The sequence below is a fragment of the Nocardia sp. NPDC055321 genome (assembly GCF_053645575.1).
The window spans coordinates 113,640-129,395 of sequence record NZ_JBSHMS010000015.1 but is presented as its reverse complement, the minus strand read 5'-3'; the positions used below and the strand labels follow the sequence as shown (position 1 = coordinate 129,395).

The following is a 15,756-nucleotide window of genomic DNA, read 5'->3' as shown; positions in this document are numbered from 1 at the left end:
CCTTTCCTGTAGATCCGCGCGGCGCTAGGTGTGCGCGCCGTAAGCGGCTGGGGCAAACGGCTGCGACTACTTATATCGCTGCCAGCAACGTTTATACCCTGTTCAGATGCCGCGCCTCGGTCGCAGCGACGATGTGGCCCCGGGTTGTGACCGAGTGTAATGGGTCCGGATATGGGTCGTCCCCCACCGCCGGCGGCGATGGGGGACGGAGTACCTGTGGTCTAGAGCTCTAATCAGAGCGCGCGAACACCGGTGGCCTGCGGGCCCTTGGTGCCCTGCCCGACCTCGAACTCGACCTTCTGGTTCTCCTCGAGGGTGCGGAAGCCCGACCCCTGGATCTCGGAGTAGTGGACGAAGACGTCAGCGGAGCCGTCCTCGGGCGCGATGAAGCCGAACCCCTTCTCCGCGTTGAACCACTTCACAGTTCCCTGTGCCATTCTGTTCCTTCTCTTTCCATACCGGAACGGTAGACAAGTAGGTTCGTCCACCGGGTCCGTTGAGACCGCTGTACTCTGTTCCCCCTGCAGGAAAGCCATCAGTACACCGTTCGCAACATCGATCCTGCTTGATGGTTTGGACTTTGGATCCGTTCCCTCGAACACAGAAGCTTGCGACCAGGAACCAGTGAACCATGTCTTCGCTCAATTCAACAGCCGAGTTACCCACAATTTGCAAAAAAGTTGATCTTGCGAATGCGCAGGTGAGGGGCATAATGCCCAAATCCGTACTTGAAGTAGGTTTGCTTCCTGATAACAGAGCGAGCATCCGGCAAACCGCCTGCGAGCCAAGCCGCTACTCGGTAGTGAAATGGCAGGTCGCGCCCGGCACGTACACACCTTTCGCACCCGCGGCGCCCGCCGGGACGCCCCGCGGATGAATCCGGCGGATACGGCGGACGCGACGGGCGATTACGGCGATCACAGCTACGGTCGATCGTTGCTGAATCGTGTCCTAACCGGGGCGGGTGCGGGGGACCCACGTCTCACCCATGTCGCGGAACTGCCCTCACGTGCGGCTCAGGTCACGAATTGGCCCGAATGGACATCCCCCGACGTGGTTGCCGCGGTGCGCGCCACCGGGGTCGAGGCGCCCTGGACCCACCAGGTCGAAGCCGCCGACCTGGCCTTTCAGGGCCGCAACGTGGTGGTCTCCACCGGCACCGCGTCCGGGAAGTCGCTGGCCTACCAGCTACCGGTGCTCACCGCGCTGCAGGCCGATCCGCGCGCGACAGCCCTATATATAGCGCCGACGAAAGCGCTCGGGTCCGACCAGCTGCGCATGATCAATGACCTGACCTGCGCGGATCCACTCCGGAGCATTCATGCCGCGCCCTACGACGGCGATACTCCGCTCGAGATCCGGCAGTGGGTACGGTCCAACGCCCGCTGGGTCTTCACCAATCCGGACATGCTGCATATCGGCATGCTGCGCTCACATGCACGCTGGGCTCGGCTGCTGCGGCAGCTCACCTACGTCGTGGTCGACGAATGCCACACCTACCGGGGCGTCTTCGGGTCCCACGTGGCGCTGGTGCTGCGCCGGCTGCGCCGGCTCGCCGCCCGCTACGGGGCCGATCCGGTGTTCGTGCTGTGCTCGGCGACCACCGCCGAACCCGCGGATACCGCCACGCGACTCATCGGAGCGCCCTGCGTCGCGGTCACCGAGGACGGGTCGCCGCGCGGTTCGCGGACCGTCGCGCTGTGGGAGCCGCCGCTCATCGGCGGGGGCGTGACCGGGGAAAACGGTGCGGCGGTGCGGCGTTCGGCCGGGTCGGAGGCGGCCCGGGTGATGGCCGATCTGGTGACCGAGGGCGCGCGGACGCTCACCTTCGTGCGCTCGCGGGTCGGCGCGGAGTCCATCGCCATGGACACCCGGCGAATTCTGGCGGATGTCGACGCCGAACTTCCCGGGCGTGTCGCGGCCTATCGCGCGGGGTACCTCGCCGAGGATCGGCGGGCGCTGGAAGCGGCGCTGTCCGAAGGATCCCTGCTGGGTGCGGCCACGACCAACGCCCTGGAACTGGGGGTGGACATCGCCGGGCTCGATGCCGTGGTGGTGGCCGGATACCCCGGAACCGTCGCCTCGTTCTGGCAGCAGGCCGGGCGCGCCGGACGCCGGACCCAGGGGTCGCTGGTGCTGCTCATCGCGCGGGACGATCCGCTGGACACCTACCTCGTGCATCACCCGCAGGCGCTGCTCGGACGGCCGGTCGAGGCGACCATCACCGACCCGCACAACCCGTACGTGCTCGGGCCGCACCTGCTGTGCGCGGCCCTGGAACATCCGCTCACCGACGCCGAGGTCCATCACTTCCGAGCCTGGGATCTGCTGTCCGACCTGGCCCGACAGGGTCTGATCCGACGCCGGCCCGGCACCGGCAAGGAAGGGACCGCCCGCTGGTTCACCACGGCGGAGACCCTCCCCCACGACGAGGTCGACGTGCGCGGCGGCATCGGCGCGGGCATCGCGGTGGTCGACGTGGAGACCGGGCGCATGCTCGGCACCACCGATGCCGGTCGCGCACCCGCCACGCTGCACGAAGGCGCGGTCCACCTGCACCAGGGCGAGAGTTTCGTGGTCGACGAACTGGACCTGGAGGAGGGTGTGGCACTCGTGCGCGCCGAGACCCCGGGGTGGAGTACCAGCGCCCGCGCGGTGACCACGATCGAGATCGAGGAGATCTGCGAGGAACGGGAATACGGGCCGGTCACGACCGCTTTCGCGAAGGTTTTCGTAACCCGCCAGGTGATCGGCTACCTGCGGCGGCTGCCCTCGGGCGAGGTGCTGGACATGATTCCGCTCGACCTGCCCGCGCAGACGCTGCCGACGCGGGCGGTGCTGTACACGGTGACGCCCGCGCTGCTGGCCCGGGCGGGTATCGATCCCCGGCAGGCCGGGGGCGCGCTGCACGCGGCCGAGCACGCGGCGATCGGGATGTTGCCCCTGGTCGCGACCTGCGATCGATGGGACATCGGCGGGGTGTCGACCGCCGAGCACGCCGACACCGGGCTGCCGACGATCTTCGTCTACGACGGGCATCCGGGCGGCGCGGGCTTCGCCGAACGGGGATTCGCGCGGCTGCGGGACTGGCTGGCGGCCACCCTGGCCGCCATCTCCTCCTGCGGGTGCGCGCAGGGCTGCCCGTCCTGCGTCCAGTCTCCCAAGTGCGGAAACGGCAACAATCCCCTGGACAAGGCGGGTGCGGCACGGCTGCTGACGGCGGTGCTGACCGAGCTCGGCGAAGGTGACGGTCCGGCCACCCAACCGTGATCGGACCGTCTCCGGGGCGAGGCCGGAGCATCATCAGACCGCCCGGTCGGGTACCGGGGCGCTGGCCGGTATCGGGCGGCTTCGAGAGCCCTGCGGCGTCCGCCGGCCCGATCGGAGGCCGCGGTCGAATAAAAAGGGATGTGATCCTGTTAACTGAGCGATTGCTCCGTTCGATAATGTCGATCACCCATTTACCTGTGCATTCTTTCCGATCAGACTTCCCGCGCGAATTGCAATGTGATCGGCGACCGAACTATTCGCCTACCACTTTCATCCAATATCGACATACACCGACACGCAGTGTGGTCCGCGCCATGCAATTCCTAACCAACCGCTCAGTACGAGATAGTCGCCATTGACGAGGGACTACTCGCTATCGGAGACAGGTCCGGCGCGCGCCTGCGTGCGAACCACACGGGTCCCGAGTGGGCCGAGCGCCATTCGCGCCTCGACAACCACGGTCACATCCCAGTCGACGGCCGTGCAGGACACCACCCTCGTGTTCATCCGCCGCCCGATGTCCACGGCCCGCGCGCAGGCCGCGGCGGTTCCGGCGGTCGAGTCCGCCGCCGCGGCCAGCGCCGCCAGGTCGGCCGCGGACTGTGCGTGGTGGCGACCCGCGATCGCGACCCCCACCTGCGCCGTCAACAGCGTGAACGTCAGTAGAGCGAGCAAGGACACACATGCGGCGACGGTCACACCGCCCGCGTCCGAGCGTGTCGCGGGGTGCGACTTCCCGAACGACGGGCAGGCGGGCGGCGCTTTCACTCCGGCACCTCCCCCGGTTCGCGAGCGGCCACCGCTTCGGCGCGCAGGGTGAGCGGCAGTAGTGGTGAGCGGGCGCTCACCACTACTGTCACCAGGTCGCCTTCCAGTCGGACGGTGATCTCCGCGTTCGGCGGGGCGACCCGCCGCGCGGCCGAGACGGCGCGGTCGGCGTCGCCGCGCGCGGTGAGTCGCGCGGCTTCCCGGGCGGCGTCGATACAGCGCACCTGCGCGGCGGCCGCCAGGAGCGCGCCCGCGCACAGGGCGACCACGGCGACGAGGGTGGCCAGGGCCAGCGCGGCCTCCACGGTGGCCATGCCGCGCTCCCCCGCGATCAGCCGACCGAGGTCTTCAGCGCCTTGTCGATGATCTTGGTCAGTGCGTTCACGATGCTGTCCCCGGTCACCACCCCGTACAGGACGGCCCCGAAGGCCGCCGCGGCGATCGTCCCGATGGCGTACTCGGCGGTGCTCATGCCGTCCTCGGCCGTGGCCAGGCACAGCAGGCGGTTGCGCAGCTCCCAGGCGGCGTTCCGCGTCGCAGCTCGCATGGTTGTCCCCTTCCTCGTTCCGGCGCGGCGGTTCCGCGCCGGCACAGTTGGCGTTCACAGCAGGCCCCCGCCCAGCACTCGGCCCGCCAGCCCGATCACGACCGGCACGATGCCGAGGCAGACGAAGGCCGGCAGGAAGCACAGACCCAGCGGGCCGCCGATGAGGACGCCGGCCCGTTCGGCGCGGGCGGCGGCCGCGTCCTCGGCGCCCGCGCGCCGCCGTTCGGCCAATTCGGCCACCGCCGTGGCCAATCCGGCGCCCGAGCGCGCGGACCGGCGGGCCATCCGCGCCAGCGCGGCCACCGATTCGTCCGGGCAGCCCGCAGTCGCCTGTTCCCACGCGGTCACCGGATCCGCGCCCAGCGCAAGCAGATCCGCGGCTCGGTGCAGGACCGCGCCCAGGGGTTCCGGCGTCGTGGGCGCGACCGCTCCGGCGGCGGCAGCGGCGGGCAGCCCCGCGCGCAGACAGGCGGCGAAGAGATCCAGGGCGCCCGCGATCCCGAGTGGGTCGGTGGGCGCGGAGGCCGGCGCCCCAGCGGCTCGGGGTGTCTCACCGGGCCCGCCCGCGCCGCTCATATCCGATCCCGCGGCGCTCCTGTCGGTCCGGATCCGCAAGGCGCGCAATCGCTGTGCGGGCACCAGATGCCCCGGTACGGCCAGCAGCGCGAGCGCGGCGCACAGCAGCGCGGGCACGAACGCGTTCATCGCAGCACCCGCTCGGTGATGGCATCGGTCCAGAGCAGTCCCGCACAGGTCAGCCCGGCCCCCAGCGGCAGCAGCCAGCTGCCCGCCGCCGACCCGAACAGCACGCTCAACGGTCCGGCTCCCATCAACTGGCCCAACCCGATTCCCAGCACCGGCAGAAACGCCAGCACCCCCGCGGTGGCCCGGGCCCCGGCCAGCGCGGCCCGGGTCCGCTCGCGAAATCTCCCCCGCCCCACCAGATCGACCCGCGTGGCCGCCAACAACTCTGCCAGCGCCAGCCCGTGCCGCTCGGCCACCTCCCAAGCGGCCGCGATCCTGGCCAGTTCCTCCGGAACCGCGCTGTCGGCCCGCCGGAATGCCTCCGCCCCGGACCCGCCCAACCGGCTCCGAGCCGCACTGACCCCGAAGGTTCGCCCCACGACCCCCGTCACCTCCCGAGCCGCGACCCCCACGGCCGCACTCGGATGCGCCCCGATCCGCAGTTCCCCGATAACCGTCTCCAACCCCTCCATCAACTCTCCCCGCTCCCGCACCCGCCGCCGCTCCGCCCGCCCCCGCCGCATCCGCACCCCCACGGTCCCGACCACCAATGCCCCCGCCACGAACACCCCCGGCCCCACGACGAGTAGCCCCACCACCATCCCCACCCCGGCCACGACCCGAATCCCTCCACCCCGCAGCCCCTTCCACCCACCCCGCTTCCCACCGAACACCGCCCCGAACCGCCGCCGCCCACCCGGCCCGGGTAGCACCGCCAACCCGATCCCCGCACAGGCCGCCGCCATCCCCCACTCTCCGACCACCACATCAACCACCCCCTGTTCGGACACCCACCTGGAACACGCACCCGCGATAAGTCATGGAGCCCGCGTCACCGCACGGCGGCGATCACGGTTCGGCTTCCCCGTCCGCGTCGAAGTCGGAGCGCGACGGGGGTGTTCGCCTGGGGCGCTGAGGTTTCAAGGGCGGGAGGTGGCGGTTGGTGGGGAGGTAGGGGATCGGGGCGTCGCAGTCGAGGTGGGGAGACGGTGATAGCCCCGGGGGTTGAGTGCGGCGCCATTGAAAGTGTTTGGCGCAGCGTTGATCTCGGGTGGGTCGGGTGGAGTCGGGGTCGGAGGTCGTCACGGGGTGGTCCTTTCGTCCAAGAGGGTTGTGAGGGCGGGGGCCGCGGGGGCCGGGCGGGAGTCGATCGTCCATGCGGGGGTTATGTGGACCCGGCCTTCCGTCGTGGTGATCAGGCCGATCTCGCGGAGGGTGCGGGAGCCGGCGGGGTCGCGGCGCACGTGCAGGACCACCTGGATCGCGGCGGCCAGCTGGCTGTGCAGGGCAGACCTGGACATACCGCCCAGGGCGGCAAGGGCTTCCAGGCGAGCGGGAACCTCGCGAGGGGAGTTCGCGTGCACGGTGCCGGCACCGCCGTCGTGGCCGGTGTTCAGGGCGGTCAGCAGGTCGACGACCTCGGCGCCGCGCACCTCCCCGACCACTATGCGATCGGGGCGCATGCGCAGGGCCTGGCGGACCAGGTCGCGGACCGTCACCTCGCCCGCGGCCTCCACGTTCGGGGGACGGGCCACGAGCCGGACCACGTGGGGGTGCGGCGGGGCCAGCTCGGCGGCATCCTCCACGCAGATGATGCGTTCGGCGGGATCGACCTCGGCCAGCAGCGCCGACAACATCGTCGTCTTTCCAGCGCCGGTACCTCCGATGACGAGGAAGGCCAGCCGGGCCCGAATGATCCGCCGCAGCAGCGCTTTCGCCTCGGCCGGGACCGTCCCCGCCGCGGCGAGTGCGGCCAGGCCCTGGGTCGCGGGGCGCAGCACCCGCAGCGACAGGCAGGTGCCGCCGTGGGCGATGGGCGACAGGACCGCGTGCAGTCGCACGCCGAACGAATTGCCCAGGGCGGCTTCCATTCCCGCGAGCCGGCCGTCGACCCAGGGCTGGGCGTCGTCCAGTCGGCGGCCCGCGGCCAGCGCCAGCCGCTGAGCCAGCCGGCGCACCGCAGCCTCGTCGGCGAAGCGGACCGGCGCCCGGCACAGGCCGTGACCGCGATCCACCCACACCGCGTCGGGCGCGGTGACGAGCACGTCGGAGACCTCCGGATCGTGCAGCAGCGGTTCGAGCACACCCGCGCCGGTGAGTTCGGTCTGCAGCAGTCGCAGCGCGCGCAGCAGGTCCGTATCCCCCAGCACCCCACCGGCTTCGGCTCGAATGGCGGCGGCCACCCGCGCGGGCTCCGGATCCCCCGCGCCGTCGGCCAGCCGCTCCCGCACCCGGTCCAAGAGCTCCGCGGTCACCAGTCCGCTCACCTCCGCGCACCCGGACCGCGACCGCGCGCCACCACCCGGACGACCCGGCGTGCCCGCTCCGCGGCGGCGATGAGCCGGGCCCACCGAATGGCACCGCGCTCGAGCGTCCGCGTGCCGCGAGGGCCCGCCACCCGCGCGACCCGCCACATCAGCTCCCAGGCATCGACCGACCGAATCCACCGCGCAGCTCCACCGCGCCCTGCCCGGATTCCGATGACGCGCAGCGCCGTAACGATCCGCCGCCGCCGCTCCTCCACGTCCCCCACCCAGCGCACCACACCGCGCACCCGCCACCGGTCATCGGAAGGACGCGGCGCGTACAGCTCGCCCGGCCGCACGTCCCCCACGTCCGTCCCCCGGGCCGGGCACACGCCGCCAGCGCACGCACAAACACCGGAACGCGGTGCCTGAGTCTCGCCCGGCCGCGCCTCCCCCGCGTCCGTCCCCTGGGCCGGGCACGCCCCGCCACCGGCGCACACGGGAACACCGAGAAAACGCGGTGCTCGCGAGTCGCCCGGTCGCACTTCTCCCGCGTCCACAGCCCGAGACGCTCTACCGTGCACCAACTCCCGAACGCCGAGGTGACGCAGTGCCGACACGGCACTCCGCAGCCGCGCCCGCGTGTCGATCAACCGCATCGCACGACGTCTGGCCGCCCGGCTCAGCACAGCTGCCCGGCCGCACGACTCCGCCCACCATCCGCGCGGAGTGTGCGACTCCAGCACGGTCGGCTGCGGGGGCGGACCGGACACCCGCATCCAGCGGGTCAGCTCGGCCGCGTCCCGGGCGGGGACGGGGGCGGGTGCGGGCCGCGGGCTTTGCGCGAGATCGCCGGGGTTGCGGCGGCGTGAGCGTTCGCGGGGCCGGGGGCGGGCGGCGAGGGTGTTCCACCGTGCGGGGACGGTGGTGATCGCGGCGTGGCGGGGGCGGGAGGATCGGGACGGGCGCTGCATCAGTGGACTCCTGTCTGGTGATGGGCATCGCTTCGGTAGGGGCGCAACGGCATTCGTGCGGTCGGATCGGAACGAGCGCGTGTGCCCGCGGGACCGCGGGCGCGCGGCTCGGGGCGCTCCAGTGCGGCCAGCACGGACTCGGCGGCCAAGCGCAGCGGACCGCGCCTGCGCAGGGACAGGCCGCCGGATTCCAGCCGGCCCGGCAGGCCCGGCTGCGGCGGAACCGCGGCCAGGAGCGGAAGGTCCAGCGCCCGCACCACGTCGGCGGCGCGGAGACCACCGGGCGCGGGGCCCCGAATCAGCAAGCACACGTGTGGATTTCGCGCCGTCAGGTGCGCGGCGACGGCTTCGGCCGCGGCGGTCGCGCGCAGGCGCGCCGGGACCAGCAGGACCACCAGATCGGCGGTGTCGAGCACGGGGTCGGCGTGCGGGCCGCGTTCGGTGGAGAGATCACAGACCACCAGATCGCCCGCGGCCCGCCCGGCTTCTATGACGGCGCGCACCGCGACCGGCGCGAGTTCGACTGCGGGCGTGGCCCTTCCGCAGGAGAGCAGGGCTGCACCGGCGACGCCCGGGAGGGCCGCGTGTAGCGCGGCCGCCGATACCCTGCCGTCCTCGATGACCAGATCCGGCCAGCGCAGGCCGGGCGTTCGTTCCAGTCCGAGAAGCAGATCGAGGCCACCGCCGAACGGTGCGGCGTCCACCAGCAGGGTCCGGCCCCGCTGCCGGACGGCGGCGGCGAGGGCGACGGCCGCCGCGAGGGTGGACGCACCGGCGCCACCGCAGGCGCCGGCGACCGCGATGAGCGCGCCGTCGCCGGGGCCGCACGCCGCGTGCGCCGCGAACGCAGCGATGAGCGCGTCGGCCGCGTGCGGGAGCGAGAGAACCTGTTCGGCGCCGACTTCGGTGGCCGCCTGCCATTCCGGCAAACCCGGCTCATCGGCGCTCACCAGCAGAATTCCGGATCGGCGGGGGCAGCCGGCGGCCGCGCAGCTACGCGCGGCGGCGACGTCGAGCACGATCACCGAGGCGGCGGCCCAGCCGTGCCCGGCCGGCGGGCGGTCGGCTTCGTCGAGCGGATGATCGGCCGCGGCGGCGATGCGCCGCACCTCGTCGCGCAGGCGAGCACCGGAGACGAGAGCCAGGGCCCGGGGTGGAACAGCGGCTCGGGAGTTCATGCAGGTCAGCGTCGCTCGGCTCGAGCGTCGCCGAAAGAGCCGAAACCCGGAATGTGGATAACACGCGACCTGTGGAGAAATCCGGGGCGGAACGCACTGTCCGGAAATAGAGGACGGCCCCAGCCGGGGGGGGAGGAGGCTGGGGCCGTCGGGTTCAGCCCCGGGGGGTCGGGCTGAACGCTACCTGGACTAAGTCCAGGTATCTGCGATACTACACCCAAGCCCCGTCCCGTTTGCAAGTCCGGTGGGCGAGTCTTTTTCCCGCCGTCACGGCCCGGCTTTCGGCCGGCAAACTCCGGCAAACGCGGCGTGGACCGGGTCGCCGCACCGGTAGGTCACCCGGGAAACCTATTGTGGACCCCGTGACAGCCGAACGCGGACGAGTCGCCGCCTTCTTCGATCTCGACAAGACGGTGATCGCCAGGTCGAGCGCCTTCGTGTTCAGCAAGCCGCTCATGGATCAGGGCCTGCTGAGCAGGCGCGCGGTGCTGGAGAGCAGCTACGCGCACTTCCTGTTCCTGCTCTCGGGCGCGGACCACGATCAGATGGAACGCATGCGCGAGAATCTGCAGCGCATGTGCGCCGGCTGGGATGTGGACCAGGTGCGCGCGGTGGTGGCCGAGACCCTGCACGACATCGTCGATCCGCTCATCTACGCCGAGGCGGCGGATCTCATTGCCGACCACCACATTCGCGGCCATGACGTGATCATCGTCTCGGCCTCGGGCGCGGAGGTGGTGGCGCCCATCGCCGCCGCGCTGGGGGCCGATCACTACGCCGCCACCCGCATGGTGGTCGAAAACAACAGGTACACGGGCGAAGTCGAGTTCTACTGCTACGGCGAGGGCAAGGTCGAGGCGATCCAAAGCCTCTCCGCCACATACGGATACGACCTGACGCGCTGTTACGCGTACTCGGACTCGGTGACCGACGTCCCTATGCTGAGCGCGGTCGGGCACGCCACCGCGGTGAATCCCGACCGCGGACTGCGCCGGGAGGCCCTCGCGCGCGACTGGCCCATCCTGACGTTCTCCAACCCGGTGTCGCTGTGGGCGCGCATTCCGCAGCCGTCGACCACGACGGTCGCGGCCAGCGTGGCGGTGGGCCTGAGCGCGGTCGCGGCGGGCGCGCTGACCTATCGGCTGCTGCGCGGACGGCGCTGACCGGCAGGTCGAATGTTTCCCGAGGACTTGATGTGAGGGCCGTCACAGAGTAACAATGGACGCACGGAAGGACGGAAGGCCAAGGTCGGATCGGAAGAGAAGGTCCGGACTCCCATCCCACCCTTCCCAGCACGGACACCAGGCACCCACGCGGAGCACGCCGCGACAAGGGCACGAGATGTTGTGGGCCTGCGTTATCCGCGATTCCTGTGGCAACGGCCTCGCACTGGCGGGGATGCGCCACATCGGAATCCGGAGAGCTCGCCGAGGCCGGAACACAACCCGAACAGCACGCTTGGTAACCAGGCGCTCCGTGCTAGCGGGCGGTGAGGTCGCAATCGCGACTACGCCGCCCGCTTCGATGTGCGCACCCGGCACCGCCGATCGATCTCGGCACCGCGGGTGCGCACCCCTTTGTCGCACACCCGCATTCGCGCGATTCCGCGCCCGGCCGCCCCGTGGCTACGCGTCAACGGGGCTGAGCCCGGGGGTCACGATTTCGCGGCGATGGCCGAATCGGCGATCGATTTGGCTTCGCGCGCACCGTCTTCGAGCGCGCCGCAGACGAAGAGCACCCAGCCGCCCACCCCGTCCGCGGTGCCCATTCCGAATCCGGCCGCCGCGTCCAGATACGCCTGCCGGCGCCGCAACCAGAACACTTCGGGCACCCCGAGGCTGTGCGGGTCAAGCCCGGTGGACACCGCGACGAGCCGCGACGCCGCCCGCGCGACGATGCCGTCACCGTCCCCGAACGGGCGCAGCGACAGCAGTTCGCCATGCACGATGGCGGCGATCACCGGGGCCGGCGCCTTGGTCACCTGGATGGTCTGCACCAGCTGGTCGAGTCGTTCGGCCACGCCGCGCACGTCGCGCGGACGCCCCAGGGTGTCCTTGTCCGCGACCATGTCGGCGGCCGCGAGCAGGTGCAGCCGGGCCAGCGCCTGCAGCGGCGCCCGCTCCCAGACGCGGACCAGCGACTGCAGCGGCTCGCCGTCCAGGGCCTGCCCGACGCGCAGCGCCCCCGCCAGGATCGGGTCCTCGACGTTGCCGTCGGCGGGCAGTTCGATGGTGCCGCCCTCGATCGCAGCCGAAGAGCGGGCCGCGCGCACGGCGGCCTCGGCGGCGGTGGTCGGCCAGCCGCGCCGGTTCGCCTGGTGCCGGTGCACGAAGGCGAGCGCGTCCCGGGCCTTGTCGGCGGCTTCGAGCACACCGGGCAGTTCGACGAGGGGCTGCAGCGGATCGGTCACAACAGTGGAGGCTACTGCGGCGCCGGGTGTGATCCACCCCCGCGTCAGCGAACGAGCAGGTTGCGGCCGGGGATCGCTTCCAGGAGGCGGCGGGTGTAGTCGGAGACCGGGTTGTCGAAAACGGCCGTGGTGGTGGCCGACTCGACCACCCGCCCCTGCTGCATCACCACGACGTCGTCGGCGATCTGGCGGACCACCGCGAGGTCGTGGGTGATGAACAGGTAGGACAGGCCCAGTTCGGCCTGGAGCTCGTTCAGCAGGGCCAGGATCTGAGCTTGGACCAGGACGTCGAGGGCGGACACGGCCTCGTCGCAGATAACCAGGTCGGGTTCGAGGGCCAGGGCGCGGGCGATCGCCACGCGCTGACGCTGGCCGCCGGAGAGCTCGCCCGGGTAGCGGTCGGCCACGCTCGAGGGCAGCGCGACCAGTTCGAGGAGCTCGCGGACGCGCGCCGCGCGGGTGTCCCGATCCCCGATCTTGTGAACTCGCAAGGGCTCCTCGATGGTGCGGTGGATGGAGTACGTGGGGTCCAGGGAGCCGTAGGGGTTCTGGAAGACGGGCTGGACGCGGCGGCGGAACGCCAGCGGGGTCTGGGCGAGCAGTCGCTTCAGGTCCGCGCCGTCGAAAGTGACCGCGCCGGACGATGGTTCGAGCAGACCGAGCGCCATCTGCGCGACGGTGGTCTTGCCGGAGCCGGATTCGCCGACGATCGCCGTGGTCGTGCCACGCCGGACGCGGAAGGAGACATCCTGTGCCGCGGCGTGTTCGGTGTGTTTCCACGGCACGGACCCGCGCACGCGATACCGCTTGGTCAGCCGGTCGACGACCAGGATGTCCGCGGGGGCCGCGCCGTCGGTCACCGCGTCGGCGACGTCGACGGCGAGGTCGCGGATGGCGGCGCGCTCGCGCACCGACGAGAGTCGCTGCGCGGCCAGTGACGGCGCCGCCTCGACCAGCCGGCGCGTGTACTCGTGCCGCGGATCGCGCAGAATCTCCAGTGCCGGACCGGATTCCACCACCCGCCCGCGATACATCACCACCAGGTGCTCGGCCCGCTCGGCGGCCAGGCCCAGATCGTGGGTGATGAGCAGGACCGCGGTGCCGAGTTCCCGGGTGAGCCCGTCGATATGGTCCAGGATCTGCCGTTGCACGGTGACGTCCAGGGCGGACGTCGGCTCGTCGGCGATGAGCAGCGCGGGCCGCGCCGACAGTCCGATGGCGATGAGCGCGCGCTGGCGCATACCGCCGGAGAACTCGTGCGGGTACTGGTCGATGCGCCGTTCGGCGTCCGGGATCCCGGCCTCGGCCAGCAGTTCGACGGCGCGCTGCCGGACGCCGCGCCCGTGTGCCACGCCGTTGGCGACCAGTGCCTCCCCGATCTGGAAGCCGATCTTCCACACCGGGTCGAGATTGGACATGGGATCCTGCGGCACGAATCCGATCCCGTTGCCGCGCACCGCGACCAGTTCCTTCTCGGTGGCGGCCGTCAGTTCGCGCCCGTCGAAGACGATGCTGCCGGAGTCGACGCGCCCGGACCCGGGCAGCAGCCCGATGATCGCGTGCGCGGTGGTGGACTTCCCGGATCCGGACTCCCCCACGATGGCCACGGTCTGGCCCGGGTACACCGTCAGGTTCACCCCGCGCACCGCGTCCACCCGGCGCTCGCCCGCGCCGAAACTGATGTGCAGGTCCCGGATTTCGAGCAGCGGGGCGGTCATCGGCGCTCCTTCGGGTCGAACGCGTCGCGCAGGGCGTCGCCGAGCATGATGAAGCCGAGCACGGTCACCGCGAGCGCGGTGGCCGGGTAGAACAGGATGAGCGAGCCGGCGCGCAACTGCCGCTGTCCGGCGGCGATGTCCGCGCCCCAGGAGATCTCGGTGGGTGGCAGGCCGACGCCCAGGAACGACAGCGTGGCCTCGGTGACGATGAAGACGCCGAGCCAGATGGTGGTCACCACGATGACCGGCCCGAGCGCGTTGGGGATCACGTGCCGCAGCAGGATGCGGAAGCGGCCGACGCCGAGCGCGGTCGCGGCCTGCACGTAGTCGTTGCCCTTGGCGGACAGCACCGAGCCGCGCGCGATGCGCGCCACCTGCGGCCAGGTGAAGGCGGCCATGATGGCGATGACCATCCAGATGGTCCGGTCCTGCGCGAGCTGCATGATGACGATGGCGGCCAGCATGAGCGGCACCGCGTACACGATCTCGGCGATGCGGGAGATGAGCGAATCCAGCGGTCCGCCATAGAATCCCGCGAGCGCGCCGAGGGTGCCGCCGACGCCCAGGAACAGCAGGGTGGCCCCGATCCCGGTGAGCACCGAGGCGCGGGCGCCGTAGATGGTGCGGGCGTAGATGTCGCAGCCCTGCAGGTCGTAGCCGAACCAGTGGTCGCGGCTGGGCGGGGCGAGGCTGAAGTCGACGACGCAGTAGCGCGGGTCCTGGCCGGTGAACAGGCCGGGGAAGATCGCGACGAGCAGCACCAGCAGGATCAGCGCGGAAGCCACCAGGAACAGCGGCCGCCGGCGCAGCGATCGCCAGGCCGTGCGCCAGAATCCGGCGGGGGCGCCGTCGATCCGGACCGGGTCGACGCGTTCGGCCACCGCCACGTCGTCGGGCGGCGCCACCCAGCGTTCCTGTCCGGGCCGGGGAGCGCTCGCCGTGTTCTCCTGCGACATCGGTGGCTCCTGTTCAGGCATAGCGGATCCGCGGATCGAGAACGGCGTAGAGCAGGTCCACGATCAGGTTGGTGAGCAGGAAGATGATGATGAGCGCGGTCACGAAGGACACCACGGTCGGTGCCTCCCCGCGCACCACGGCCTGGTAGAGGGTGCCGCCGACGCCGGGGATGTTGAAGATGCCCTCGGTGACGATGGCCCCGCCCATGAGCGCGCCCAGATCCGCGCCCAGGAAGGTGACGACGGGGATGAGCGAGTTCCGCAGGATGTGCCCGATCACGACCTGCCGCCGGGGCAGGCCCTTGGCGGTGGCGGTGCGCACGAAGTCGGCGTTCTTGTTCTCCGCCACCGCGTTCCGGGTCAGGCGCAGCACGTAGGCGAAGGACAGCGAGCCGAGCACCAGGGCGGGCACGATGAGCCGGGGCAGGCTGACGTCCGAGCCGACGGTGACCGGCGCGATGCCCCATTTCACGCCGAACAGGAACTGGGCGAGGAACCCGACCACGAAGATCGGCACGGCGATGACGACCAGGCTCACGACCAGCATGGTGGAGTCGAACCAGCCGCCCCTACGCAGTCCGGCGACGACGCCGAACACGATGCCGAAGACGGCCTCGAAGAAGACCGCGAGCAGCGCGAGCCGGAGGGTGATCGGGAAGGCGTGCGCGAGTACGTCTTTGACCGGCCGCCCGGAGTACGAGGTGCCGAGGTCGAGGGTGAAGATGCCCTTCAGGTAGTGCGCGTACTGCTGCCAGAACCCCCGGTCGAGGCCGTACTGCTCGCGCAGTTGCGCCTCCAGGGCGGGGGTGAGCGTGCGCTGTCCGGCCAGCGCCGTCACCGAACCGCCGCTGACCTTCCAGATCAGGTAGTAGACGAGCAGGGTCGCGCCGAAGAAGACGGGGATCATCTGCAGCAGCCGCCGCACTATGTACCAGGCCACGCGTG

Annotated in this window: 15 protein-coding genes; 2 read left to right on the top strand and 13 right to left on the bottom strand. The window is 71.2% G+C overall.

The window, feature by feature from the left end; genetic code table 11:
- Window positions 1–233 precede the first annotated feature (233 nt).
- Window positions 234–437, bottom strand: a complete 204-nt coding sequence (locus ACWIGI_RS24165) for a cold-shock protein (protein ID WP_029925108.1) — start codon at window positions 435–437, stop codon at window positions 234–236.
- 436 nt (window positions 438–873) lie between these two features.
- Between ACWIGI_RS24165 and ACWIGI_RS24160 the strand changes: the two genes are divergently transcribed.
- The gene (locus ACWIGI_RS24160; RefSeq protein WP_454204711.1) at window positions 874–3,270 is read left to right on the top strand and encodes a DEAD/DEAH box helicase; all 2,397 of its coding nucleotides are present in this window, start codon (window positions 874–876) and stop codon (window positions 3,268–3,270) included.
- 366 nt (window positions 3,271–3,636) lie between these two features.
- On the opposite strand, the gene ACWIGI_RS24155 is transcribed toward ACWIGI_RS24160, so the two are convergent.
- The 8 genes from ACWIGI_RS24155 to ssd form a co-directional block, all read right to left on the bottom strand.
- Window positions 3,637–3,969, bottom strand: coding sequence for an Rv3654c family TadE-like protein (locus tag ACWIGI_RS24155; RefSeq protein WP_454204826.1), 333 nt, complete (start codon window positions 3,967–3,969; stop codon window positions 3,637–3,639).
- A 65-nt stretch (window positions 3,970–4,034) separates the two neighbouring features.
- Window positions 4,035–4,352: a TadE family type IV pilus minor pilin gene (locus ACWIGI_RS24150; RefSeq protein WP_454204710.1), complete on the bottom strand. Its 318-nt coding sequence runs from the start codon at window positions 4,350–4,352 to the stop codon at window positions 4,035–4,037.
- A gap of 17 nt (window positions 4,353–4,369) precedes the next feature.
- Window positions 4,370–4,585 (bottom strand): DUF4244 domain-containing protein, encoded by a 216-nt coding sequence (locus ACWIGI_RS24145; RefSeq protein WP_454204709.1) that lies wholly within the window; start codon window positions 4,583–4,585, stop codon window positions 4,370–4,372.
- 54 nt (window positions 4,586–4,639) lie between these two features.
- Window positions 4,640–5,290, bottom strand: coding sequence for a type II secretion system F family protein (locus ACWIGI_RS24140; RefSeq protein WP_454204708.1), 651 nt, complete (start codon window positions 5,288–5,290; stop codon window positions 4,640–4,642).
- Window positions 5,287–5,946, bottom strand: coding sequence for a type II secretion system F family protein (locus tag ACWIGI_RS24135; protein ID WP_454204707.1), 660 nt, complete (start codon window positions 5,944–5,946; stop codon window positions 5,287–5,289). Before ACWIGI_RS24135 ends, ACWIGI_RS24140 begins: the two co-directional genes overlap by 4 nt.
- Before the next feature lie 465 nt (window positions 5,947–6,411).
- Entirely contained in the window at window positions 6,412–7,596 is a 1,185-nt protein-coding gene (locus ACWIGI_RS24130; protein ID WP_454204706.1) for a TadA family conjugal transfer-associated ATPase, read from the bottom strand.
- The gene (locus ACWIGI_RS24125; protein ID WP_454204705.1) at window positions 7,593–7,943 is read right to left on the bottom strand and encodes a hypothetical protein; all 351 of its coding nucleotides are present in this window, start codon (window positions 7,941–7,943) and stop codon (window positions 7,593–7,595) included. Before ACWIGI_RS24125 ends, ACWIGI_RS24130 begins: the two co-directional genes overlap by 4 nt.
- Before the next feature lie 605 nt (window positions 7,944–8,548).
- The gene (ssd, locus tag ACWIGI_RS24120; protein ID WP_454204704.1) at window positions 8,549–9,727 is read right to left on the bottom strand and encodes a septum site-determining protein Ssd; all 1,179 of its coding nucleotides are present in this window, start codon (window positions 9,725–9,727) and stop codon (window positions 8,549–8,551) included.
- Window positions 9,728–10,089: 362 nt separating this feature from the next.
- On the opposite strand from ssd, the gene ACWIGI_RS24115 reads away from it, so the two are divergent.
- A complete protein-coding gene (locus ACWIGI_RS24115) occupies window positions 10,090–10,890 on the top strand; it encodes an HAD family hydrolase (RefSeq protein WP_454204703.1) in 801 nt (266 codons plus the stop codon).
- A gap of 491 nt (window positions 10,891–11,381) precedes the next feature.
- Here ACWIGI_RS24115 and ACWIGI_RS24110 read toward each other — a convergent pair whose 3' ends face one another.
- The 4 genes from ACWIGI_RS24110 to ACWIGI_RS24095 are packed head-to-tail and all read right to left on the bottom strand — an operon-like array spanning window position 11,382 to window position 15,751.
- Window positions 11,382–12,137: an oxidoreductase gene (locus ACWIGI_RS24110; RefSeq protein ID WP_454204702.1), complete on the bottom strand. Its 756-nt coding sequence runs from the start codon at window positions 12,135–12,137 to the stop codon at window positions 11,382–11,384.
- Window positions 12,138–12,181: 44 nt separating this feature from the next.
- On the bottom strand, window positions 12,182–13,855 hold the full coding sequence (locus tag ACWIGI_RS24105) for a dipeptide ABC transporter ATP-binding protein (RefSeq protein WP_454204701.1): 1,674 nt from the start codon (window positions 13,853–13,855) through the stop codon (window positions 12,182–12,184).
- Window positions 13,852–14,811: an ABC transporter permease gene (locus ACWIGI_RS24100; protein WP_454204700.1), complete on the bottom strand. Its 960-nt coding sequence runs from the start codon at window positions 14,809–14,811 to the stop codon at window positions 13,852–13,854. Before ACWIGI_RS24100 ends, ACWIGI_RS24105 begins: the two co-directional genes overlap by 4 nt.
- Before the next feature lie 13 nt (window positions 14,812–14,824).
- Window positions 14,825–15,751 carry an ABC transporter permease gene (locus ACWIGI_RS24095; protein ID WP_454204699.1) on the bottom strand — a complete coding sequence of 309 codons (927 nt, stop codon included), beginning with the start codon at window positions 15,749–15,751 and terminating at the stop codon, window positions 14,825–14,827.
- Between the last annotated feature and the right edge of the window lie 5 nt (window positions 15,752–15,756).